Source organism: Metapseudomonas otitidis (genome assembly GCF_011397855.1).
GTDB classification, from domain to species: domain Bacteria; phylum Pseudomonadota; class Gammaproteobacteria; order Pseudomonadales; family Pseudomonadaceae; genus Metapseudomonas; species Metapseudomonas otitidis.
The window spans coordinates 4,032,848-4,054,622 of the sequence record NZ_AP022642.1; the positions used below are offsets into that span (position 1 = coordinate 4,032,848).

Genomic DNA, 21,775 nt, shown 5'->3' on the forward strand with positions numbered 1-21,775 from the left:
ATGCGCCTATCGCCCATCAACCGCCGTCGCTTCGAGCGCTTCAAGGCCAACAAACGTGGCTGGTGGTCCCTCTGGCTGTTCCTCACGCTGTTCGTCCTCAGCCTGGGCGCGGAGCTGATCGCCAACGACAAGCCCCTGGCCATCCGCTACGACGGGGAGTGGTACTTCCCCGCCTTCAAGCGCTACCCGGAAACCACCTTCGGCGGCGAATTCCCACTGGAAGCCAACTACCGCAGCCCGTACATGAAGGAACTGATCGCCGCGCGCGACGGCGAGATGTACTGGCCGCCGATCCCCTTCAGCTACGACACCATCAACTACGACCTGAAGGTTCCCGCTCCCGCGCCGCCGTCCGCCGACAACCTGCTGGGCACCGATGACCAGGCCCGCGACGTGCTCGCCCGGGTCATCTACGGCTTCCGCGTTTCGGTGCTGTTCGCCCTGACCCTGACCCTGCTGAGCGCGGTGATCGGCGTCACCGCGGGCGCCCTGCAGGGCTTCTACGGCGGCTGGGTGGACCTGGCCGGGCAGCGCTTCCTGGAGATCTGGTCCGGGCTGCCGGTGCTCTACCTGCTGATCATCCTGGCCAGCTTCGTGCAGCCGAACTTCTGGTGGCTGCTGGGCATCATGCTGCTGTTCTCCTGGATGAGCCTGGTGGACGTGGTGCGTGCCGAGTTTCTGCGCGGCCGCAACCTGGAGTACGTGCGCGCTGCGCGGGCGCTGGGCATGCAGAACGGCGCGATCATGTTCCGCCACATCCTGCCCAACGCCATGGTCTCCACCATGACCTTCCTGCCCTTCATCCTCACCGGCGCCATCGGCACCCTGACGGCACTGGACTTCCTCGGCTTCGGCCTGCCCCCCGGCGCACCGTCCCTGGGTGAGCTGGTATCCCAGGGCAAGTCCAACCTGCAGGCGCCCTGGCTGGGCATCAGCGCGTTCGCCGTACTGGGCCTGATGCTGACGCTGCTGGTATTCATCGGCGAAGCCGCCCGCGATGCCTTCGACCCGAGGAAGTGAGATGAGCGAGAACCTGATCGAAATCCGCGACCTCTCCGTCGCCTTCAGTGCCGGCAACACGACCCAGACGGTGGTGGAAGGGGTGAGCTTCGACATCCGCAAGGGCGAAACCCTGGCCCTGGTGGGCGAGAGTGGCTCCGGCAAGTCGGTGACTGCGCACTCCATCCTGCGCCTGCTCCCCTACCCGCTGGCCAGCCACCCGAGCGGGCATATCCGCTATGGCGGCGACGACCTGCTCCGGCTCCCGGAGGCGCGCCTGCGCGGCATCCGTGGCAACCGCATCGCCATGGTGTTCCAGGAGCCGATGACCTCACTGAACCCGCTGCACTGCATCGAGAAGCAGATCAACGAGGTGCTGGCCCTGCACAAGGGCCTGACCGGCAAGGCGGCCACCCGACGGACCCTGGAGCTGCTGGAGCTGGTCGGCATTCCCGAGCCGGCGAAGCGCCTGCGTGCCCTCCCCCACGAGCTGTCAGGCGGGCAGCGCCAGCGGGTGATGATCGCCATGGCCCTGGCCAACGAGCCGGAACTGCTGATTGCCGACGAACCCACCACCGCCCTCGACGTGACCGTGCAATTGAAGATCCTTGACCTGCTCAAGGACCTTCAGGCGCGCCTGGGCATGGCAATGCTGATCATCAGTCACGACCTCAATCTGGTGCGCCGCGTGGCCCACCGGGTGTGCGTGATGCAGCGCGGGCGCATCGTCGAGCAGGCCGACTGCCAGGCGCTGTTCAAGGCCCCCCAGCACCCCTACACCTGCGAGCTGCTGGCAGCCGAGCCCAGCGGCGGCCCCGTGCCGGCCAGCGAAGGACCGGCCATGCTGGAGGTGGACGACCTCAAGGTGTGGTTCCCGATCCGCAAGGGCCTGCTGCGCCGGACCGTGGACCATGTGAAGGCGGTGGACGGCATCGGCTTCACCCTGCGCCAGGGGCAGACCCTGGGCATCGTCGGCGAGAGCGGCTCCGGCAAGTCGACCCTGGGCCTGGCCATCCTCCGCCTGCTGGGCAGCCAAGGCGCGATCCGCTTCCAGGGGCAGGCGCTCGAAGGACTCTCGCAGAAGGAGGTGCGACCACTGCGCCGGCAGATGCAGGTTGTCTTCCAGGACCCCTTCGGCAGCCTCAGCCCGCGCATGTGCGTGGGCCAGATCGTCGGTGAGGGGCTGCGCATCCACGGCATCGGCAGCGAGGCGGAGCAGGAAGCAGCGATCATCGAAGCCCTGCGCGAGGTGGGCCTCGACCCCGAGACCCGGCACCGCTACCCCCATGAATTCTCCGGCGGCCAGCGCCAGCGCATCGCCATCGCCCGCGCCCTGGTGCTCAAGCCCGCACTGATCCTGCTGGACGAACCCACCTCGGCGCTGGACCGCACCGTGCAGCGCCAGGTGGTCGACCTGCTGCGCAACCTGCAGGCCAAGTACAACCTGACCTACCTGTTCATCAGCCACGACCTGGCCGTGGTGCGCGCCCTCAGCCACCACCTGATGGTGGTCAAGCACGGCCAGGTGGTGGAGCAAGGGCCGGCAGAGGCCATCTTCTCCGCCCCCCAGCACAGCTACACCCAGCAACTGCTGGAAGCCGCCTTCCTGGCGCCGTCTACCGCTCACTGAACCCAGGAGAACCGCCACATGGGATTCCTCACCGGCAAGCGCGTCCTCATCGTCGGGGTGGCCAGCAAGCTGTCCATCGCCTCGGGCATCGCCGCCGCCATGCACCGGGAAGGCGCCGAGCTGGCCTTCACCTACCAGAACGACAAGCTGCGCAGCCGGGTCGAGGAATTCGCCCAGGAGTGGGGCTCCGGCCCGGATCTGTGCTTCCCGTGCGACGTCGCCCGCGACGAGGAGATCGCCGCCGTGTTCGAGGCATTGGGCCAACGCTGGGATGGGCTCGATGTGATCGTTCACTCCGTGGGCTTCGCACCCGGCGACCAACTGGATGGCGACTTCACCGAGGTCACCACCCGCGACGGCTTCCGCATCGCCCACGACATCAGCGCCTACAGCTTCATCGCCCTGGCCAAGGCTGGCCGCACACTGATGAAAGGCCGCCACGGCAGCCTGCTCACCCTCTCCTACCTCGGCGCCGAGCGCACCCTGCCCAACTACAACGTGATGGGGATGGCCAAGGCGAGCCTTGAGGCCGGCGTACGCTACCTGGCCGGCAGCCTGGGCCCTGAAGGCACCCGGGTGAACGCCATCTCTGCCGGCCCGATCCGCACCCTGGCGGCTTCGGGCATCAAGCATTTCCGCAACATGCTGGCAGAAAGCGAGCGCCAGACGCCCCTGCGACGCAACGTGACCATCGAGGAAGTGGGCAATGCAGCGGCCTTCCTCTGTTCGGACCTGGCCTCGGGCATCAGCGGCGAGATCCTCTACGTGGACGGCGGCTTCAACACCACCGCCATGGGGCCGCTGGAGGACTGACTCCTCACTGCGCAACCGAGCCCGCCTTGTGCGGGCTTTTCATTTCCTGCGGGCAAGAAAAAACCGCCCGAAGGCGGTTTCTTCATCAGCCCACGCGGATCAGTAACGCTCGATCTTCGCATCGGCTTCCAGCTGGCGACGGTATGCCGCGAAGTCCTGCTGGCCACTGCGGGACGCCAGGAAGCGGCTGTACATGGCCTTGTCCTGCTCGGACAGGGTCTCGTCGGGCTGGCTGACACCGTTCAGGCGTACCAGCACGTAGTCACCGTTCTTCAGCGCCACGGAGGTAAAGCTGGGCTTGTCGGCGGCAGCCGGCTTGGGCATGCGGAACACGGCCTGCAGCAGGGAAGGATCGACGCCCTCCTGCCCACGGGTCGCGGCTTCCACCACGTTCCAGGTCTGGCCGTCCTGGGCCTGGTCGACCGGGGTCTTGCCTTCACGCAGGCTGGCCAGCAGGGCATCACCCTTGGCCTTGACGGCCTCGGTGGCTTTCTCCTGCTGCAGGTGCTGGCGAATGCTGTCCTGCACAGAAGCCAGCTCAAGCTGCTCGGGCTTCTTGTGCTCCTTCACGCGCAGGGCGACAACGGTTTCCGGGTCCAGCTCGATGGCCGAGCTGTTGGCGCCATCTTCCAGCACTTCGGTGCTGAAAGCAGCCTGAAGCACCTGACGGTTGGCCGCGAGGCCTTCGCCGCCTTCACGACCGAACGGGGCGCTGGTCTTCACCTCGAGCCCCAGTTCCTGGGCCGGCTGGCTCAGGTCGGACGCTTCGAAGGCGGAGTCTTCCAGCTGCTTGGTCGCCTCGACGAAACGCTGCTCGACGCGTTGCGCCTTGAGATCGCGCTCCATCTTGTCCTTCAGGCTGGCGAAGCTGGGCACCTCGGGCGCCTGCACGGCCAGCAGCTTGATCAGGTGGAGGCCGTAGGGCGTGCGCACTGGAGCGGAGACTTCACCTTGCTTGAGGGCGTAGAGGGCGTCCTCGAAGGCGGGCTCGTAGACGCCACGGCCGGCAAAGCCGAGATCACCGCCGTTGGTGGCCGAACCGGGGTCCTGGGAGAATTCCTTGGCCAGGGCGGCGAAGTCTTCACCCTTGTCCAGGCGCTGCTTGATCTCGTCAATCTTCGCCTTGGCCTGTTCCTCGGTCTGCTTGTCGTTGACCTCCACCAGGATATGAGCGGCATCACGCTGCTCGGACAAGTTGGAGATTTCCTTCTCGTACTGGGCCTTGAGCTCGTCGTCGCTCACGGAGACCTGGCTGAAGAACGCATCCTTCTTCAGCTCGACGTACTCCAGCACGACCTGCTCGGGGCTCATGAACTGGGCCTTGTGCTCGTCGTAGTAGGCCTTGACCTCGTCGTCGCTGACCTGGGTGGCCTTGGGATCGGCCTTGAAGGTCAGGGTGGCGAAATCGCGGGTCTGCTTCTCCAGGCGGGCAAAGGCACGAACCTCGTCATCGGTCACGAAGCCGCTACCGGCAAGACCGGCACGCAGTTGACCGATGAGCATCTCGCGCTCCAGCTCCTGGCGATACTGCAGGCGGGTGTAGCCCATCTGGCGCAGGACCATGTCGAAGCGGTCGGCACTGAACTTGCCGTTGTCCTGGAACTCGGGCGTCTGGACGATCAGTTGGTCGATGGCCTGCTGGGAGAACGCAAAATGCGCGCTCTTGGTGCCCTGCAGCAGCAGGCTGCGGTCGATCAGGCCCTTGAGCGCAGCTTCACGCAACAGCTTGTCATCCAGCATGGAGGCATCGAAATCCTTGCCGAGCTGCTGCATCAACTGGCGACGCTGCATGTCCACGGCTTGCGACAGCTGGTTCTGGGAGATTTCCTCACCATTCACCTCGGCCGCCGTCTGACGATGGCTGGTGGCATTGAAAATGGCATCGAAACCGGTCAGCGCCAGCAGAGCGATGATGACGCCGATGATGGTCTTGGCAATCCACCCCTGTGAATTGTCCCTGATGTTCTGCAGCATGGGTCCCCCAGAAACGACTGTACTGACTCAAACAGCCGTGCAGAGCGGGTAGAAGATTGGGTCCGGATAAAAGAAAGGCGCATCCGAGGATGCGCCTTCTCTTAACTGTCGGGGTAGCCGGAGGGTTGCCCCTCGGCAGGCTGACTGCCTTGCTTCCCCGAGCCGCCTCCGAGCTAGTCCGGAGGCGGATGGGCAAAGCCAGAGGGACGCTTAGTTGACGGCGTCTTTCAGAGCTTTACCAGCCTTGAAACCGGGGATCTTGGCAGCGTCGATCTTAATCGGCTTGCCAGTCTGCGGGTTGCGGCCAGTGCGAGCAGCGCGCTCTTTGACAGCGAAGGTACCGAAACCTACCAGCACCACGGAATCACCAGCCTTCAGAGCGCCAGTGACGGATTCGATCACTGCGTCCAGCGCACGGCCAGCGACAGCTTTCGGGATATCAGCGGATGCGGCGATGGCATCAATCAGTTCCGACTTGTTCACTCTTAAGTCCCCTTATATCTGTTGAGTTTGTTTCTTAGTTCTTCGGTGTAAGCAAAGCGGGTGCTGGATGGCCTGCTGACACATAGGAGCCGCTTTATAACAAGGGCTCGAAAAATGTGTCAAGAAAGCCCCCCGGCTAATGCGTGCTGATTCGCTCCTTGGAATCAGGCTCGCGCTTTTCATCCTTTGCAACCATCTCGGGAGCCGCATCGGGCAAGGGCTCCGGCGCGTATTGCAGCGCAATTTGCAGGACCTCGTCAATCCATTTAACGGGTTTAATATTCAGATCCTGCTTGATGTTTTCAGGGATTTCTTTCAAATCACGGACGTTTTCTTCGGGAATGATCACAGTTTTGATACCGCCCCGATGAGCCGCCAGCAATTTCTCTTTCAAACCACCGATTGCGAGCACTTGGCCACGCAAGGTGATTTCCCCGGTCATGGCGACATCAGCGCGCACAGGGATTTGCGTCATGGCCGACACGAGAGCCGTGCACATGCCGATGCCCGCGCTGGGCCCATCCTTCGGCGTAGCCCCTTCGGGCATGTGGATATGGATGTCGCGCTTCTCGTGGAAATCGGCCGGAATGCCAAGACTCTTGGCGCGACTGCGCACCACGGTGAGTGCGGCCGTGATGGATTCCACCATCACATCACCGAGCGAGCCGGTCTTGGTCAGTTGCCCCTTGCCCGGCACGACAGCCGCCTCGATGGTCAGTAGCTCACCACCGACCTGGGTCCATGCCAGGCCTGTTACCTGACCAATCTGGTCCTGCAGTTCAGCCAGCCCGTAACGGAACTTGCGCACGCCCAGGAAGTGCTCCAGCGAGTCAGCCGTCACGACCACACTGAAACGCTTCTCGCGGGCGTGTTCCTTGACGGCCTTGCGGCACACCTTGGCGATCTGGCGCTCCAGGCTGCGCACGCCGGCTTCCCGGGTGTAGTAGCGAATGATGTCGCGGATAGCCGCCTCTTCGAACGCCAGCTCCCCTTTCTTCAGGCCATTGGCCTGGGTCTGTTTCGGAGCCAGGTACTTGGTCGCGATGTTGACCTTTTCGTCCTCGGTGTAACCAGGCAAGCGAATCACCTCCATACGATCCAGCAGAGGTGCCGGAATGTTCATGGAGTTCGCGGTGCAGAGGAACATCACATCCGAGAGGTCGTAGTCGACCTCAAGGTAATGGTCGTTGAAATTGTGGTTCTGCTCCGGGTCAAGCACCTCAAGCAGCGCAGAAGCCGGGTCGCCGCGCATGTCGCTGCCCATCTTGTCGATCTCGTCGAGCAGGAAGAGCGGGTTGCGAACCCCGACTTTGGTCATCTTCTGGATGAGACGGCCCGGCATGGAACCGATGTAGGTACGGCGGTGACCACGGATTTCGGCCTCGTCACGCACGCCACCCAAGGCCATGCGGATGAACTTGCGGTTGGTGGCACGAGCGATGGACTCGGCCAGCGAGGTCTTGCCCACGCCGGGCGGCCCGACCAGGCAAAGGACAGGGCCTTTCACCTTCTTGACGCGCTTTTGCACAGCGAGGTACTCGAGGATCCGCTCCTTGACCTCTTCGAGGCCGTAGTGATCGGCATCCAGGATGTCTTCTGCCTTCGCCAGGTCAAGACGGACCTTGCTCTCGGCCTTCCACGGCACGTTCACCAGCCAGTCGATGTAGGAGCGGACGACCGTAGCTTCCGCCGACATGGGCGACATCTGCTTGAGCTTGTTCAGCTCGGCATTGGCCTTGGTGAGGGCTTCCTTGGTGAGACCCGCACTGTCGATGCGCTTCTTCAGCTCCTCGATCTCGTTGTGGCCTTCATCGATGTCACCGAGCTCCTTCTGAATGGCCTTCATCTGCTCATTCAGATAGTACTCGCGCTGGCTGCGCTCCATCTGCTTCTTGACGCGCCCACGGATACGCTTCTCGACCTGCAACAGGTCAATCTCGGCATCCAGGAGAGCCAGTACGTGCTCAACGCGCTCGGACAGATCGGTGACCTCGAGGATCTCCTGCTTCTGCTCGATCTTGAGCGCCATGTGCGCAGCCATGGTATCCACCAGGCGACCCGGCTCATCGATGCTGTTCAGCGAGGAGAGCACCTCGGCAGGCACCTTCTTGCCCAGTTGAACGTACTGTTCGAACTGGCTAAGCAGGCTGCGAACGAACACTTCGGACTCACGCTCACCCGCGTCAGCCTCATCGATCAGGGCAACCTCGGCCCGGCAATGACCTTCTACTTCGAAGAAGCGCTCGATGGCGCCACGCTGCTCGCCCTCGACCAACACCTTCACGGTGCCGTCAGGCAGCTTGAGCAATTGGAGGACGGTTGCGACCGTACCGACACGGTACAGGGCGTCTTCGCCCGGATCGTCGTCCGCCGGGTTCCTCTGCGCCAACAGAAGAATTTGCTTGTCCCCGGTCATCGCGGCCTCCAGGGCCTCGATGGATTTCTCACGCCCCACGAACAGCGGGATGACCATGTGCGGATAGACCACGACATCACGCAATGGCAGGAGAGGCAATTCTACGGTTGTCTTCATGATTTCAGCTCTACAGCGGCCATGGGCCGTTAACAGATAGGGTGACCCTGAGGGCCTAAGATGGGGGCACGTCTGGGAAAAAACAAGCGCTGTAGTGGGAAAGACAAAGGGGCCCGAGGGCCCCTTTGGTGATCACGCGTCGGGCGCAGCTTTCGCCGGCTGTTCGCTGTTCTCGTAGATCAGCAGCGGCTTGGAGGTCCCTTCGATGACACTTTCATCGATGACCACCTTGCTGACCTCGTTCTGCGAGGGGATTTCGTACATGGTGTCGAGCAGCACGCCTTCGAGGATCGAGCGGAGGCCCCGGGCACCGGTTTTGCGCTCGAGCGCACGGCGAGCCACAGCCTTGAGTGCGTCCGGACGGAACTCCAGATCCACTCCTTCCATTTCGAAGAGCTTGCCGTACTGCTTGGTCAGGGCGTTCTTCGGCTCGGTGAGGATCTGGATCAATGCAGCCTCGTCGAGTTCGTCCAGGGTGGCGATCACCGGCAGACGACCTACGAACTCGGGGATCAGCCCGAATTTGACCAAGTCCTCCGGCTCCGCATCGCGCAGGGTTTCACCCACCTTCTTGCCCAGATCAACACTGCGGACCTCGGCATTGAAGCCAATGCCGCCACGAGCAGAGCGGTTCTGGATGACCTTCTCCAACCCGGCGAACGCACCGCCGCAAATAAAGAGAATGTTACGTGTATCCACCTGCAGGAATTCCTGCTGGGGATGCTTGCGACCACCTTGCGGCGGCACGGACGCAACGGTGCCCTCGATCAGCTTCAGCAATGCTTGCTGGACGCCCTCACCCGACACATCACGGGTGATGGAGGGGTTATCGGACTTACGGGAAATCTTGTCGATCTCATCGATGTAGACGATGCCCATCTGGGCCTTTTCCACGTCGTAATCGCACTTCTGCAGCAGTTTCTGAATGATGTTCTCGACATCCTCCCCCACATAACCCGCCTCGGTGAGCGTGGTTGCGTCGGCGATGGTGAAGGGAACATTCAGCAGGCGAGCGAGCGTTTCGGCCAGCAGCGTCTTGCCGGAACCCGTAGGGCCGATCAGGAGGATGTTGCTCTTGCCGAGCTCGATGTCATCCTTCTTGTCGCGCTGATTGAGACGCTTGTAGTGGTTGTAGACGGCGACCGCGAGGACCTTCTTCGCGCGCTCCTGACCAATCACATACTGATCCAGGATGGTGCGGATTTCCTTGGGCGCCGGCAGCTTGTGCGCATTGCTCTCGGCCTGGGCTTCCTGCACCTCCTCACGGATGATGTCGTTGCACAGGTCGACGCACTCGTCGCAGATAAAGACGGAAGGGCCGGCAATCAACTTGCGCACTTCGTGCTGGCTTTTGCCGCAGAAGGAGCAATAAAGCAGTTTGCCGTTGTCCTCGCCATTGCGGGTGTCAGTCATTCGATCAATCCAGTCGGGATAGGCATGAAACACAAGATGAAGGCAAATGCGGGCATTTTCAAGCCCGCGGAGTGGCCGGCGGGAGCCGGCCACGGTGCTGCGGATGGTGTTAGCTGGCGAGCTGACGCTTGCTGAGGACCTGATCGATCAGTCCGTATTTGACAGCCTCATCGCCACTCATGAAGTTGTCGCGATCAGTATCACGGGCGATCACATCGATCGGCTGTCCGGTGTGATCGGCCAGGATCTTGTTCAGGCGCTCACGAATCGTGAGGATCTCACGCGCGTGAATCTCGATGTCCGAAGCCTGCCCCTGGAAACCACCCAGAGGCTGGTGGATCATCATGCGCGAGTGCGGCAGGCAGTAACGCTTGCCAGTTGCACCACCCGCCAGGAGCAACGCACCCATGCTGCAGGCTTGGCCGATGCAGATGGTGGATACGTCAGGCTTGATGAACTGCATGGTGTCGTAGATCGACATCCCGGCAGTCACCGAACCACCCGGAGAGTTGATGTAGAGGTGAATGTCCTTGTCGGGGTTCTCGGCTTCGAGGAAGAGCAACTGCGCAACCACCAGGTTGGCCATGTAGTCCTCGACCTGACCCACCAGGAAGATCACCCGCTCCTTCAGCAGGCGGGAATAGATGTCGTAGGCGCGCTCGCCACGGGCAGACTGCTCCACCACCATCGGCACGAGGCCACCAGCAGCCTGGATATCAGGGACTTGTTGCTGCATATAAGAATTGCGGGACATGTCCAGCGATCGCTCCCTAACTAATGTCATGTCTCAAAGACGCATAAGCCAGCTCGGAGGCTGGCTTATGGTGTGCTCGAACGAGGCGAAACGATCAGGCGGCTTGCGGAGCTTCTACCGGCTTGACTGCATCTTCGTAGGAGACCGCTTTGTCAGTCACGTTGGCCTTCTGCAGGACAGTATCTACAACTTGTTCTTCCAGCACAACAGAACGGACTTCGTTCAGCTGCTGGTCGTTCTTGTAGTACCAGGCCACGACCTGCTCAGGCTCCTGGTAAGCGGAAGCCATTTCCTCGATCAGTTCGCGAACGCGGGCGTCGTCCGGCTTCAGCTCGAACTGCTTGACCACTTCAGCCACGATCAGACCCAGAACCACGCGACGCTTGGCTTGCTCTTCGAACAGCTCGGCCGGCAGTTGATCAGGGTTGATGTTGCCGCCGAACTGCTGAACAGCTTGAACGCGCAGACGGTTCACCTCGTTGCCGATCAGTGCCTTCGGTACCTCGATCGGGTTGGCAGCCAGCAGGCCGTCCATTACCTGATTCTTGACCTTGGACTTGATGGCCTGACGCAGTTCGCGCTCCATGTTCTTGCGAACTTCGGCGCGGAAGCCTTCCAGACCGCCTTCCTTGATGCCGAACAGCGCGAAGAACTCGTCGTTCAGCTCCGGCAGGATGGGGGCGGAGACGCTGTTCACGGTCACAGTGAACTCGGCAGTCTTACCGGCCAGATCCAGGTTCTGGTAGTCCTCGGGGAAAGTCGGGTTGATGACGCGCTCTTCGCCCGCCTTGACGCCAACCAGGGCATCTTCGAAGCCCGGGATCATGCGACCGGAGCCCAACACCAGGCTGGTGCCCTTGGCAGAACCGCCCGCGAAGGCTTCGCCGTCGATCTTGCCGACGAAATCGATGTTCAGCTGATCGCCATTCTCGGCAGCACGATCCACCGCTTCGAAGCGGGTGTTCTGCTTGCGCAGGATTTCCAGCATGTTGTCCACGTCAGCGTCGCCGACTTCAGCCTGCAGGCGCTCGACCGCGATGGACTCGAGACCAGCAACCTGGAACTCCGGGAACACTTCGAAGGTGGCGATGAACTCGAGGTCCTTGCCCTTCTCGAACACTTTCGGCTCGACGGAAGGCTGGCCAGCCGGGTTCAGCTTCTGCTCAACCACAGCCTCATAGAAGGAAGACTGGATCAGATCGCCCAGGACTTCCTGGCGAGCAGCGTCTTCGTAACGCTGACGGATGACGCTCATGGGCACCTTGCCCGGACGGAAGCCAGCGACCTTGGCGCGGCGAGCAGTCTGCTGAAGACGCTTGTTGACTTCAGTCTCGATCCGCTCGGCCGGCACACCAACGGTCATACGGCGCTCGAGAGCGGAGGTGCTTTCAACAGAAACTTGCATGGATATTCCTCGTTGCAGACATTTGCCGGCCGGACCGGCCCCATAATCAAGGGTCGGCATTCTATTAGAGGAAAATGCAGAAGTCACCCCGCCAACCCATCGCTCTTCGCGCCCCTGCCTACAAGAGCCGACACCAATGGATTCGCACCTTATATAAGGAAGGACCGCCCTACCCGGCCAACATCCCTGCCCGATGCCTACGGCCGGGCGGGCAGCGCTCCGGCAGTACAGCACGCCCAAGGCCGGACGGCACTGCGGCCGGATGCCGCAAATGCAGCCCCCGGAACGACGAAAGGCAGCCCGACGGCTGCCTTTTCATTCCCTACCCGGTTCTTGCAAGCAAACCCAGGCTCAAGGGTCATTGAATATGGTGCGGACGGAGAGACTCGAACTCTGACGGGCGCGCGCCCAAGGTACTAATTTTACTGACCTTCACCCTCACCGCCTGCCCGTCTGGGTTCATTTTGGGAACACGGCATCGCCGAGCGCCGCCGACCAGGCATGTAAAAAGACGGCTCGCAGGCCGCCTCGGGTAATTTCGATGGGATCACAGCTTGAGCGCGTGCTCGAGGATGCCGACCATGTCCGGCCCGTCGTCGTTGATCTACTTGCCGTAGTGCTTGCGGATCATGTCGGTGGACGTTTGCCCCATCTGATAGGCGATCCACTCCAGCGGCACCGCACCGGTGGTGAGCAGCTAGCTGGCGAACGTATGCCAGCAATTGTTCGGCCCGCGGAAGCGCACACCGGCCGCCTTCAGGTGAGGCCGCCAGAAGCCTTTGAGCAGCATGTCCGAGCTGGTGTGCGCCGCGCCAGTGCTGGAGTTGTGGAACACGAAGCGCAGCTTGCGCATGCGCACCGCCTTGTTGTCCCGCTCGGTGACGTCCACCAGTACCCGCTCCAGAACGCGGGTCAACTCCGCCTGCGCCTGCAGCGCCTCGCGAGCCGGCCGCAGCAGCCTCACCTCGCGCACCGAGCGCCGCGTCTTCGTCAACTTACTAGTGGCCGCGCACCAGGGAACGCAGGAAGCGGACTATGCCCTTGCCCAGGTCGGCCACATCTTCCCAGGCCAGCGAGATTGCCTCCGACACGCGAGGCCCGGCCCAGATCATGAACTGCGCCAGGTTGCCCTCCCACTAGCGCTCGGTATCCTTCTAGAGAGTGGCCTCGATCTCCTTGCGGCCGAACGGATCCGGGTAGTCCCGATCAGGCACCCGCACCCGCAGCCCCTTGGCGGGGTCGTGAGCCATCCGGCTGCGCATCCGGTACAGCCGGAAGATCTGCCGCACCAGGGCGATGATCTCGCTGACCGTCTTGTTGTGTAGCTTTGGCATCAGCTCTGCCTGCACCCACTCCTGCAAGTCCAGGTGGTCGATCTGATCAGCCCACTGCTCCCCCACTTCGGGCGGATGTGCAGCTCTGCCCTGCGCTCATAAGCCCGGAACCCGGACGGCGCCATCTCGTTGCGCTTGATGTTCAGCCACAGGTCAGTGAAGTGGCCGAAGGTGCTGGTCTTCACCGAGTGGGGGAGGTGGCGGGCATAGCTGAACGTGCCTTGTTTGATCTCGTGCCGGATCAACTCAGCCAGCCGGCTGGCCTGCTCAATGTTCGCCGGCGAGGCATCCCCTTGGAACAGCTCGTGGCACAGCTCGCCCTAGTACCGAAAATAGACGCGCAGCGAATTGCCGAGCACCTCGACGCCTTCGTGCATGGTTATTCGTCCAAATCGGAATCGAGAGAGTTTATGTCTCCGCAGAAATCATGGCCCGTCGCCGGGCTTAGAAGCTGTGCATGTGATTTCTAGATGAGCCACTCCGCCCGAGTGCGCCACTGACTGCGCATTTCTTCGACCAGCAGCGCGGCGCCCCGCTTCTTCGCGATCAAGGCAGTGAGCTCGGAGAGGCGGTCAGCCGTATTGTAGCCCTTGCGAAGCAAGGTTATGGCCTCGCATTCGAGTAGCTGCTGACTGACCTCCTCTGCCACAGCGCCGAACCTTCTGGTTGGGCTTGATCCCTCCCCGCGCGGTGGCCCGCCACCCCATAAACGTCGCGATGTTCCCGGCCTCGTCCCCGATCGCGCCGATGGTGTGGTCCGTGATGCGCAGAACTCCTCGAGCATAGCGCGCCGGATGGGTCTTGGTGCTCTCGACCAGCGTGCGCCCGTCCAGAGTTTTGATCACATACTCGACCGACCAGTCGCATAGACCAACGCGGCAGGGTGCCGCTGACCTGGGCGCGCTCGCTGTACAATTTCTCATCCCGGCTTGGCGTCACTGTCGGGGAGGGGGGGCGATCACTTAGGTTCTGTACGAAAAGTCGGTACAGGTAGAATCGCCACCATGATTGGCTGGAGGTCCACATGGCAAGGCGCTACGAACTCCCAGATGCGGGCTGGGAGTTGATCAAGGATCTGGTTGCCCCGGAACAGAAGATGGGCCGACCTCGAAGTGATGATCGGCTGGTGCTCAACGGCATCTTCTGGATCCTCTGCTCCGGAGCCGCCTGGCGTGATCTGCCGGAACGTTTCGGCCCGTGGTCGACGGTTTATCAACGGTTCCGTGACTGGCGAGACGACGGCACGTTTAACCGAGTACTTGAGCGATTGCACGTCCGGTTGAATCAGGAAGGCCTGATCGACCTGGATACTTGGATGATCGACTCCACCTCGGTGCGTGCAACCCGAGCCTCTTCTGGCGCCGGGAAAAAGGGGGGCCAGAAGAACCGGTAGATCATGCATTGGGACGTAGCCGAGGCGGCCTAACCACTAAGATTCACCTGATCTGCGATGCCAACGGGATACCTCTCCGCTTCATGCTGTCACCCGGGCAGGCCAGTGACATTGGCCATGCTCAGCCACTCTTAGATCATGTACGTATCCCCGGAAAGTCGGGACGGCCTCGTAAGCGCTGCCGTTGGTTACTGGCAGACAAAGGTTACGATGCCGAGCATCTGCGCCAGTACTGCGACCGCTACCGTATGCAACCGGTGATTCCGCAGCGCACCATGAAGCGCAAACCCAAGCCAAGACTACCCCGACTGTTTGATCGTCCGAAATACCGGCAACGGAACATCATCGAGCGGATGTGTGGCTGGCTAAAAGAGAACCGGAGAATTGGCACCCGTTATGACAAGCTCGCCAGAAGTTTTGCCGCAATGGTCACGCTGGCTTGCACGCTGCGATGCCTGCGGCAGTACTTTTCGTACAGAACCTAGAATGATAAATATCTACTCATGCTGCGGCCGGCCCAAAACCCACTACTTCATTACATTCCTGGTTCTATTAACTACGGTATTCCTATACCCTGCTGCGACCTTGGTATCGGCGGCGATGGTTGACCGTCAAACTTACTGCTCTTGGAGTGAAACGTGGCGGACCATAAAGAAATCCTTTCGTTAACTGGGCTAAGATTTGTGGCGGCGCTATATGTCTTCGCTTTCCACATTCATATGCGCTGGCCCATTACGAAAATTCCATTTATTGACAACATACTTAGCCAAGGGGCTATTGGAATGAGCGTGTTCTTCATGCTCTCGGGCTACTTATTGATGCTGCACTATTCAAAGGCGTCGGGCGGCGTTAGAGACTATTTAATCAATAGATTTGCTCGTATATATCCAGTGTACTTCCTCGCCGGGCTGGTTACATTGCCATGGCTGGGCATCAGTCTTGAAGGATCCGAATTTGACTATTGGATTAATGCTTCTAGGTTAGCCTTCATATTTCTATCAAACTTGTTCGTTATTCAAGCATGGTTCCCTCCCTTGTTTAGCTACTGGAACAATGGCGGTAGCTGGTCAATATCTGTTGAAGTTTTTTGCTATGTACTTCTGCCCACTTTAATACCTCACCTCAATAAGCTATCCATGCGCTCTCTGATGTGGACAGTGGGTGGGCTTTATAGTTTTTCAATTATGACCGGACTTGCCGGCAAACTATTTGGGGGCAACTACGGAATCCCAGTATTTTATGCCATGCCCATCTTTCGGCTTCCCGAATTCATCCTTGGCGCCTGTGCTTACTTGATGATTAAGAATCTTAAGGCCCCTAAGTTTTTATGGTTGGCGCAGTTGGCATCTATTACAATACTGACCTCTTATGTTGGAGTCGCTGGTAAATGGCTACCCAGCTACATTGGTCATAACTGGATTGTTATACCTGTCGTAGCAGTTACAGTATGCACCCTAGGAGTGGGGCAGGGGCCGATTAATTGGATATTATCCAGGGCCATATTTGTTTGGCTTGGAAAAATATCCTATTGCTTCTACTCTTTTCAGGCGCTAGTTGTTCTTTCCCTAATCTCATATCATGGCCAACTTGTTAGCGTGGCTCCTGTATTTGCAAATAGCAAGCTGTTAGCAATAGTTGCATTTATATTTCTGACGATTCTGTCGGCGGCTGGATATTACTTCGTCGAAGAACCGGCAAGGCGTGCAATTAGGGGCCGGTGGTCGAGTGGGCGCAATATAGTCAGCATATCAGCTACGACCACAACAACTTCCCCCTGACCCGCTAGGCCATGGACAGTAAAGTTGAAATCGCTGCTGGACTGGGCTAGATCAACAACCTGATTAACGGCCTCATATTTTCCAAAAAATCTCCCCGATAATCATATAAGAAGATCAAGTAAAAATGAGGAGCGAATTGGATGAAATGGGTATTTGCAATAGTATGTCTATTTCTAGTTACTGAAATTGACAGGTCAGCTCTGCAGCGCAAGAAAGCACGTAGAAGCACAAGGGCTGAGCTTGTTTTCCATGCGGGGGCGCGGGCATCTCGGTGGAATAGAAACACTACAGGTCATGGCCGGACCTCCATTGAGTGCGATTTCCCATCAGCAAGGAACGAAGGGGCAATGATCTTAACTAGGCTCCAACCATCATCGCGCAAGCCATAAGCGCTAGAGCAAGCCTTGCGACAGATGGCGACCTGCTACCCTCTGCCCTGCCTTCCTTCGATTGATTCACTTGCATGGTGCTTCTCCTTGGTTGGTTCGACCCTGGTGAGTTGCCGCTCACCGGGGTCTTGTTGTTTCAGCGCGCGATCAATAGGAACAGATCGGGCAAGTGGATGGCAGCGGTAATCAGCAGTGCCAGCCCGCTCACCACCCAGCCCCATGAAGCCAATCGCTCAAATAACCAGGCACCCAGACCAGGGCTTTCTTCGTCTTCGTCGTACTACTACACGCTGCCTCTCCTTAGGTTGGGGTATTGCTTGACGCTCAAGCGTTGCCGCGCTTGACGTCGGGGTTTTGGAACATCCAGCACTTCACCGTGGGACCGCGTCCGGACATGAGGTTTCGGCGGTTGAAGGCGTCCCGGACGGCGCTGTCGACGGCGCGGTTTTTCTCGATGAGCTTGCGGCTGCGGCTGTTGGGCAGAAGGTTGCGCAGCGTGCCGATGTCGGCGAGCTTCTGCTTGTGCTCCGCGGCGCGCTCGGCGAACTCGTTGAGGTTGATGGCGATCATCGAGTGGTCCACCACCGGGTCCTCGCTCAGGCTCTGCAGGTACTCGTAGACCTCCCAGAACTCAGCCACCTCGGCCGGGTCGGCGTTGACGGTGCTCTGGCGCACCAGGTTCATCGCCACCAGTTCGCGCTGCGCCGTGGCGTGCTGCCGATCGGTCAGCGGCACCACTAGGCGCAGCGCATCGACCAGGGCCAGCAGTTGGGCGTAGTTCTTGATGATTCGCTCGATGCGGATTTCTTTCAGTTCGCGCAGCGCCTGCTCGTGCACCTTGACTTGGGCGCGGAAGGGTTCCAGCACCTTGCCCTCGGCGCGTGTGGCCATCAGCAGGAAGTGGCTGACGTCCACGGCGCTCAGGTGATTGAAGTTGTCCGCCGCAGCGCGGCTGGCGGCCGTGACCTCGGGGCGCACGAAGTGCAGCTTGACGATACCCTCGCAGGCCTTCACCGTGGCGTTCTGCGCTGATCACGATGGTGCCGCGGAACGGCGGCTCGTAGGTTTCGTTGCCGGCGGTCTTCACGCCGGTCACCCCCATGGTGCCGCCGCTGAATAGCGGTTTCAGCTCGCCCCAGTCGTAGGCCTTGGCGGCGCCGCGGTCGTTGTCGCTGCGGTCGGCCTCGAGCAGTAGCAGCGGCATGCCGGAGATCTGGTCCATCCAGCGGCGCAGGCCTGCCTTGGACATTTTCGACGGGTCCTTGCCCTCCTCGTCCGGTAGGCAGAACAGCTTCCAGAGGAACATCAGCAGCGTGGACTTACCCGCGCCGGCCCCGCCCATCACGTCCAGGAAGGGAAGCTCTGGTACTCGTCACTGATCTGCTCGGCGAACAGCGAGCCGAACCAGAACGCCAGCGCGACGATGCCCTGTGCGCCGAAACTGGTCCACAGTCAGTCGAGGCACTCGGCGCGGCAGCCCTAATCGGTACGGGCGATTTCCAGGCGGATCGACTTCTGCAGCGTTTCAGGCGCAGCTGCTTGAACTCGAAGTAGCCCTCAGCGTTAGCTTGTTCGAGCACGCCACCGCGCACGGCCAGGTCGCCGAACACGTAGCAGCTGTGCTCCTTGCTGTAGCCAATGTAGTCAATGGTCTTGACGGTTTTCAGGCCATAGAGCTGGTCGCGCATGATGCGGTCCACCTGCGCGCCGGTACCGGCGAACACCGCGCCGGCGGCCATGCCGAGCAGGCGCTTCTTGAACTCGCTCGCCGCCGCCACCTGGCCGCCGGTGAAGGTGTTGCACACCGTCGGCTCGTCGTGGAGGAAGTCCACGCGGAAGTAGTACCAGGACTCGTCCGTCACCTCGTTGCGCTGAAAGTACAGCGCCTGCGGGCAGCAGTTAGCGATTTCCACCACCGCGCCGCACTGGCGTAGGGCCTTGTCGCAGCGCTGGCGGTCGTTCAGCAATTGGTCTTCCTGGCGCTCGGATTCCTCCAGGTGCCGCATGGACTTGTTGAACTTCTCCAAGTCCATCTTGAACCAGTACAGGAGGTTCTCGAAGGCGAAGTGGAATTCGTGGCGCTCGCGCCATTCGTACATCAGCGCGCCCTTCTCCGCCGCGCTTTCGGCCAGCAGCAAGCTGCCGTGGTAGCGCGCCTCGCGCAGGCCGCGCTCGATGAAGGCCCTGCGCTGGTGGGAGTCATTCCAGTCCACCTTGCGGTCGCGCTGCGGGATTTGGGCGGCCTCGCAGGTAAAGCCCAACTCGCGGGCCATCTTCGCCCAGCGGCGGGTGTAGGTAAGTTGACTACCTCTGAATCACCAAAAAATTACTTTTAAGAACTGATCATAACTTACTGATAGACAAGGCTTTCCGGCCTTCCCCAAAAGGAAATTACCAAGATTACCCGTTTTCGATGGGTCAAGATAAAACGCGGAGCTGGCTGGGGGGGGGGGGGGGGGGGGGGGCGTTCCCGTTACGCACACCAGTTCTCTTTGGGAACACGCTGGGAACGATCACACCCACATTCGCGCCACCTCCGATACGCGAAAGCCCCGGATTCCGGGGCTTTCAGCGCTTCAGATGGTGCGGACGGAGAGACTCGAACTCTCACACCTTGCGGCGCCAGAACCTAAATCTGGTGTGTCTACCAATTTCACCACGTCCGCTTTCGACGCTGGAAACAAAAACGCCAGGCACTTGGCCTGGCGTCTTTGCAGAATATGGGGTGGACGATGGGAATCGAACCCACGACACCAGGAGCCACAATCCTGTGCTCTACCAACTGAGCTACGCCCACCATATTTCACTTTGCTTGTGCCAAGACTGCCAAATGGCACGCCCGGCAGGACTCGAACCTGCGACCATCCGCTTAGAAGGCGGATGCTCTATCCAGCTGAGCTACGGGCGCTCGATCATCTGCCGGAGCAGACTCTTCGAAGCTTTCGGCTTCAGCAGAAGCCTTGAGACTTCTACGTTTGCCGTCTTACCCAGCTAGTGGCTGTGCTCGACAAGCGGGGCGCATGTTATAGCTGCCCCCACTACCCGTCAACAAAAAAATGAAAAAAATTTAGAAAGATAAAGGGGTTACGGGAAAATGCCCGGCAGCCGCCTTTGCCCCGCAGGCACGCCATGCGAGAATACGCGCCCTTTTTCGCTCCTTCCTAATGGTTAATCACGCGTCATGACCGCACAACTGATCGACGGCAAAACGATCGCCGCCCGCCTCCGCCAGCAGATAGCCCAGCGAGTAGCTGAACGCCGCCAGCAAGGACTGCGCATTCCCGGCCTGGCCGTGATCCTGGTGGGCAGCGATCCCGCCTCGCAAGTCTATGTCGCGCACAAGCGCAAGGACTGCGAGGAAGTCGGTTTCATTTCCCAGGCCCATGACCTGCCCGCCAGCACCCGCCAGGACGAACTGCTCGCCCTGATCGACCGCCTGAACCAGGACCCGGCCATCGACGGCATCCTGGTCCAGCTGCCCCTGCCCGGGCACCTCGACGCCTCCCTGCTGCTGGAGCGCATCAGCCCGGACAAGGACGTGGACGGCTTCCACCCCTACAACATCGGCCGCCTCGCCCAGCGCATCCCGCTGCTGCGCCCCTGCACCCCGAAGGGCATCATGACCCTCCTGGAAAGCACCGGCGCAGACCTCTATGGCATGGACGCAGTGATCGTCGGCGCCTCCAACATCGTCGGCCGCCCCATGGCCCTCGAACTGCTGCTCGCCGGTTGCACCGTCACCGTCACCCACCGCTTCACCAAGGACCTCGCCGGCCACGTCGGCCGTGCCGACCTGGTGGTGGTCGCCGCTGGCAAGCCCGGCCTGGTGAAAGGTGAATGGATCAAGGAAGGCGCCATCGTCATCGACGTCGGCATCAACCGCCAGGAAGACGGCAAGCTGGTCGGCGACGTCGAGTACGAGCCCGCCCTGCAGCGCGCCAGCTGGATCACCCCGGTCCCCGGCGGCGTCGGCCCCATGACCCGTGCCTGCCTGCTGGAGAACACCCTGCACGCCGCCGAGCACCTGCACGACTGACGCGAGTGCAAGGCACCGAACGGCACCCCAGGGGTGCCGTTCTTCGTTTGGCCATGCAGAAAGCTGACGAACGTCATTCCCCAACCCCCTCCCGGCCTGCTAAAACGGAACCCGTACCGCTCCACCGCACCACCGAGGCCATCCACGCCATGCCCGGCCGCCCCGACGCCCCGCCAGCCCCCTACCCGCCCCAGCTCGAACAGCCGGTTCACCTCACCGCCGGCGAACTCCAGGCCTCCCTCGACGCCACCATGGCCCAGCACAAGGGCGGCCCCGTCTGGCTGTTCGCCTACGGCTCGCTCATCTGGCGCCCGGAATGCCCTGCCGTCGAACGCAGCCGCGCCCGCATCCACGGCTATCACCGCGGCCTCTACCTGTGGTCGCAGATCCACCGGGGCACCCCCGACGCCCCCGGCCTCGTCCTCGGACTCGACCGTGGCGGTTCCTGCTCCGGCTTCGCCTACCGCCTGCCCGACGAACACCTCGAGCGCCACCTGCTCGCACTCTGGCAGCGGGAGATGCCCGACGCCGCCTACCAGCCGCGCTGGCTGGACTGCCGCCTCGAAGACGGCCGGCGCGTCCAGGCCCTCGGCTTCGTCCTGCGGCGCAACTTCGCCTGCTACGCCGGCGCCCTGCCGGATCACGTCCTCACCCACGTCTTCGCCCGTGCCTGCGGCCATTACGGCACCACGCGCGACTACGTCGAGCAGACCGTCAACAGCCTGCGCGCCCACGCCATGCCCGACCGCCGCCTGGAGTCCGCCCTCCTGCGCTGCAGCAAGCAACCCCATCTCGATCTCGACTGACATCGCTATACACAAAAATATATAGCGATTGGCGA

The 21,775-nt window shown here is 61.1% G+C and carries 15 protein-coding genes, 3 tRNA genes and 1 pseudogene; 7 read left to right on the plus strand and 12 right to left on the minus strand.

Features of this window, described 5'->3' with window-relative positions:
* From PotMrB4_RS18515 to fabI, 3 genes are read left to right on the plus strand one after another with little or no spacing between them, the layout of a single operon-like run.
* Positions 1-1,020, plus strand: coding sequence for an ABC transporter permease (locus PotMrB4_RS18515; RefSeq protein ID WP_044408315.1), 1,020 nt, complete (start codon positions 1-3; stop codon positions 1,018-1,020).
* Position 1,021: 1 nt separating this feature from the next.
* On the plus strand, positions 1,022-2,629 hold the full coding sequence (locus PotMrB4_RS18520) for an ABC transporter ATP-binding protein (RefSeq protein ID WP_142007934.1): 1,608 nt from the start codon (positions 1,022-1,024) through the stop codon (positions 2,627-2,629).
* A gap of 18 nt (positions 2,630-2,647) precedes the next feature.
* Positions 2,648-3,442: an enoyl-ACP reductase FabI gene (fabI, locus tag PotMrB4_RS18525; protein ID WP_172434167.1), complete on the plus strand. Its 795-nt coding sequence runs from the start codon at positions 2,648-2,650 to the stop codon at positions 3,440-3,442.
* Positions 3,443-3,541: 99 nt separating this feature from the next.
* Here fabI and PotMrB4_RS18530 read toward each other — a convergent pair whose 3' ends face one another.
* From PotMrB4_RS18530 to PotMrB4_RS28540, 7 genes and pseudogenes are all read right to left on the minus strand, one after another.
* Positions 3,542-5,416, minus strand: a complete 1,875-nt coding sequence (locus PotMrB4_RS18530) for a SurA N-terminal domain-containing protein (protein WP_074968211.1) — start codon at positions 5,414-5,416, stop codon at positions 3,542-3,544.
* A gap of 210 nt (positions 5,417-5,626) precedes the next feature.
* Positions 5,627-5,899 (minus strand): HU family DNA-binding protein, encoded by a 273-nt coding sequence (locus tag PotMrB4_RS18535; protein ID WP_004422505.1) that lies wholly within the window; start codon positions 5,897-5,899, stop codon positions 5,627-5,629.
* A 136-nt stretch (positions 5,900-6,035) separates the two neighbouring features.
* Complete coding sequence (lon, locus tag PotMrB4_RS18540; RefSeq protein ID WP_172434168.1) at positions 6,036-8,432, minus strand: endopeptidase La; 2,397 nt, start codon at positions 8,430-8,432, stop codon at positions 6,036-6,038.
* Positions 8,433-8,564: 132 nt separating this feature from the next.
* A complete protein-coding gene (gene clpX / locus PotMrB4_RS18545; protein WP_074968215.1) occupies positions 8,565-9,845 on the minus strand; it encodes an ATP-dependent Clp protease ATP-binding subunit ClpX in 1,281 nt (426 codons plus the stop codon).
* A 109-nt stretch (positions 9,846-9,954) separates the two neighbouring features.
* A complete protein-coding gene (clpP, locus tag PotMrB4_RS18550) occupies positions 9,955-10,599 on the minus strand; it encodes an ATP-dependent Clp endopeptidase proteolytic subunit ClpP (RefSeq protein WP_172434169.1) in 645 nt (214 codons plus the stop codon).
* A gap of 94 nt (positions 10,600-10,693) precedes the next feature.
* Entirely contained in the window at positions 10,694-12,004 is a 1,311-nt protein-coding gene (gene tig, locus PotMrB4_RS18555) for a trigger factor (RefSeq protein ID WP_107330599.1), read from the minus strand.
* A gap of 604 nt (positions 12,005-12,608) precedes the next feature.
* Positions 12,609-13,652: pseudogene (locus tag PotMrB4_RS28540) on the minus strand (Arm DNA-binding domain-containing protein).
* Positions 13,653-14,362: 710 nt separating this feature from the next.
* On the opposite strand from PotMrB4_RS28540, the gene PotMrB4_RS18565 reads away from it, so the two are divergent.
* Positions 14,363-15,216, plus strand: a protein-coding gene (locus PotMrB4_RS18565; protein WP_172434170.1) for an IS5 family transposase whose coding sequence is annotated in 2 segments (ribosomal slippage) — positions 14,363-14,705 and positions 14,705-15,216 — 855 coding nt in all. Because the reading frame shifts where the segments join, the coding sequence is not laid out codon by codon here.
* A 153-nt stretch (positions 15,217-15,369) separates the two neighbouring features.
* The gene (locus PotMrB4_RS18570) at positions 15,370-16,509 is read left to right on the plus strand and encodes an acyltransferase family protein (RefSeq protein WP_172434171.1); all 1,140 of its coding nucleotides are present in this window, start codon (positions 15,370-15,372) and stop codon (positions 16,507-16,509) included.
* 713 nt (positions 16,510-17,222) lie between these two features.
* Here PotMrB4_RS18570 and PotMrB4_RS28505 read toward each other — a convergent pair.
* The 5 genes from PotMrB4_RS28505 to PotMrB4_RS18590 all read right to left on the minus strand — a co-directional run bounded on the left by PotMrB4_RS28505 (position 17,223) and on the right by PotMrB4_RS18590 (position 19,806).
* On the minus strand, positions 17,223-17,912 hold the full coding sequence (locus PotMrB4_RS28505; RefSeq protein WP_394354001.1) for a hypothetical protein: 690 nt from the start codon (positions 17,910-17,912) through the stop codon (positions 17,223-17,225).
* A gap of 305 nt (positions 17,913-18,217) precedes the next feature.
* Positions 18,218-19,171: a hypothetical protein gene (locus PotMrB4_RS28510; RefSeq protein WP_394354002.1), complete on the minus strand. Its 954-nt coding sequence runs from the start codon at positions 19,169-19,171 to the stop codon at positions 18,218-18,220.
* Between the two features lie 308 nt (positions 19,172-19,479).
* Positions 19,480-19,564: transfer RNA gene (locus tag PotMrB4_RS18580), tRNA-Leu, on the minus strand.
* 55 nt (positions 19,565-19,619) lie between these two features.
* Positions 19,620-19,695: transfer RNA gene (locus PotMrB4_RS18585), tRNA-His, on the minus strand.
* 34 nt (positions 19,696-19,729) lie between these two features.
* Positions 19,730-19,806: transfer RNA gene (locus PotMrB4_RS18590), tRNA-Arg, on the minus strand.
* 273 nt (positions 19,807-20,079) lie between these two features.
* On the opposite strand from PotMrB4_RS18590, the gene folD reads away from it, so the two are divergent.
* Positions 20,080-20,934 carry a bifunctional methylenetetrahydrofolate dehydrogenase/methenyltetrahydrofolate cyclohydrolase FolD gene (gene folD / locus PotMrB4_RS18595; RefSeq protein WP_172434172.1) on the plus strand — a complete coding sequence of 285 codons (855 nt, stop codon included), beginning with the start codon at positions 20,080-20,082 and terminating at the stop codon, positions 20,932-20,934.
* 149 nt (positions 20,935-21,083) lie between these two features.
* Positions 21,084-21,740, plus strand: a complete 657-nt coding sequence (locus tag PotMrB4_RS18600) for a gamma-glutamylcyclotransferase (protein ID WP_044408349.1) — start codon at positions 21,084-21,086, stop codon at positions 21,738-21,740.
* Positions 21,741-21,775: the final 35 nt, after the last annotated feature.

What these genes read in the sequence shown, in the direction of transcription:
- tig (WP_107330599.1), bottom strand. Translation starts at nt 12,004, where the DNA reads ATGCAAGTTTCTGTTGAAAGCACCTCCGCTCTCGAGCGCCGTATGACC.
- PotMrB4_RS18520 (WP_142007934.1), top strand. Translation starts at nt 1,022, where the DNA reads ATGAGCGAGAACCTGATCGAAATCCGCGACCTCTCCGTCGCCTTCAGT.
- lon (WP_172434168.1), bottom strand. Translation starts at nt 8,432, where the DNA reads ATGAAGACAACCGTAGAATTGCCTCTCCTGCCATTGCGTGATGTCGTG.
- clpP (WP_172434169.1), bottom strand. Translation starts at nt 10,599, where the DNA reads ATGTCCCGCAATTCTTATATGCAGCAACAAGTCCCTGATATCCAGGCT.
- fabI (WP_172434167.1), top strand. Translation starts at nt 2,648, where the DNA reads ATGGGATTCCTCACCGGCAAGCGCGTCCTCATCGTCGGGGTGGCCAGC.
- PotMrB4_RS18600 (WP_044408349.1), top strand. Translation starts at nt 21,084, where the DNA reads ATGCCCGGCCGCCCCGACGCCCCGCCAGCCCCCTACCCGCCCCAGCTC.
- clpX (WP_074968215.1), bottom strand. Translation starts at nt 9,845, where the DNA reads ATGACTGACACCCGCAATGGCGAGGACAACGGCAAACTGCTTTATTGC.
- PotMrB4_RS18515 (WP_044408315.1), top strand. Translation starts at nt 1, where the DNA reads ATGCGCCTATCGCCCATCAACCGCCGTCGCTTCGAGCGCTTCAAGGCC.
- folD (WP_172434172.1), top strand. Translation starts at nt 20,080, where the DNA reads ATGACCGCACAACTGATCGACGGCAAAACGATCGCCGCCCGCCTCCGC.
- PotMrB4_RS28510 (WP_394354002.1), bottom strand. Translation starts at nt 19,171, where the DNA reads ATGGCCCGCGAGTTGGGCTTTACCTGCGAGGCCGCCCAAATCCCGCAG.
- PotMrB4_RS18530 (WP_074968211.1), bottom strand. Translation starts at nt 5,416, where the DNA reads ATGCTGCAGAACATCAGGGACAATTCACAGGGGTGGATTGCCAAGACC.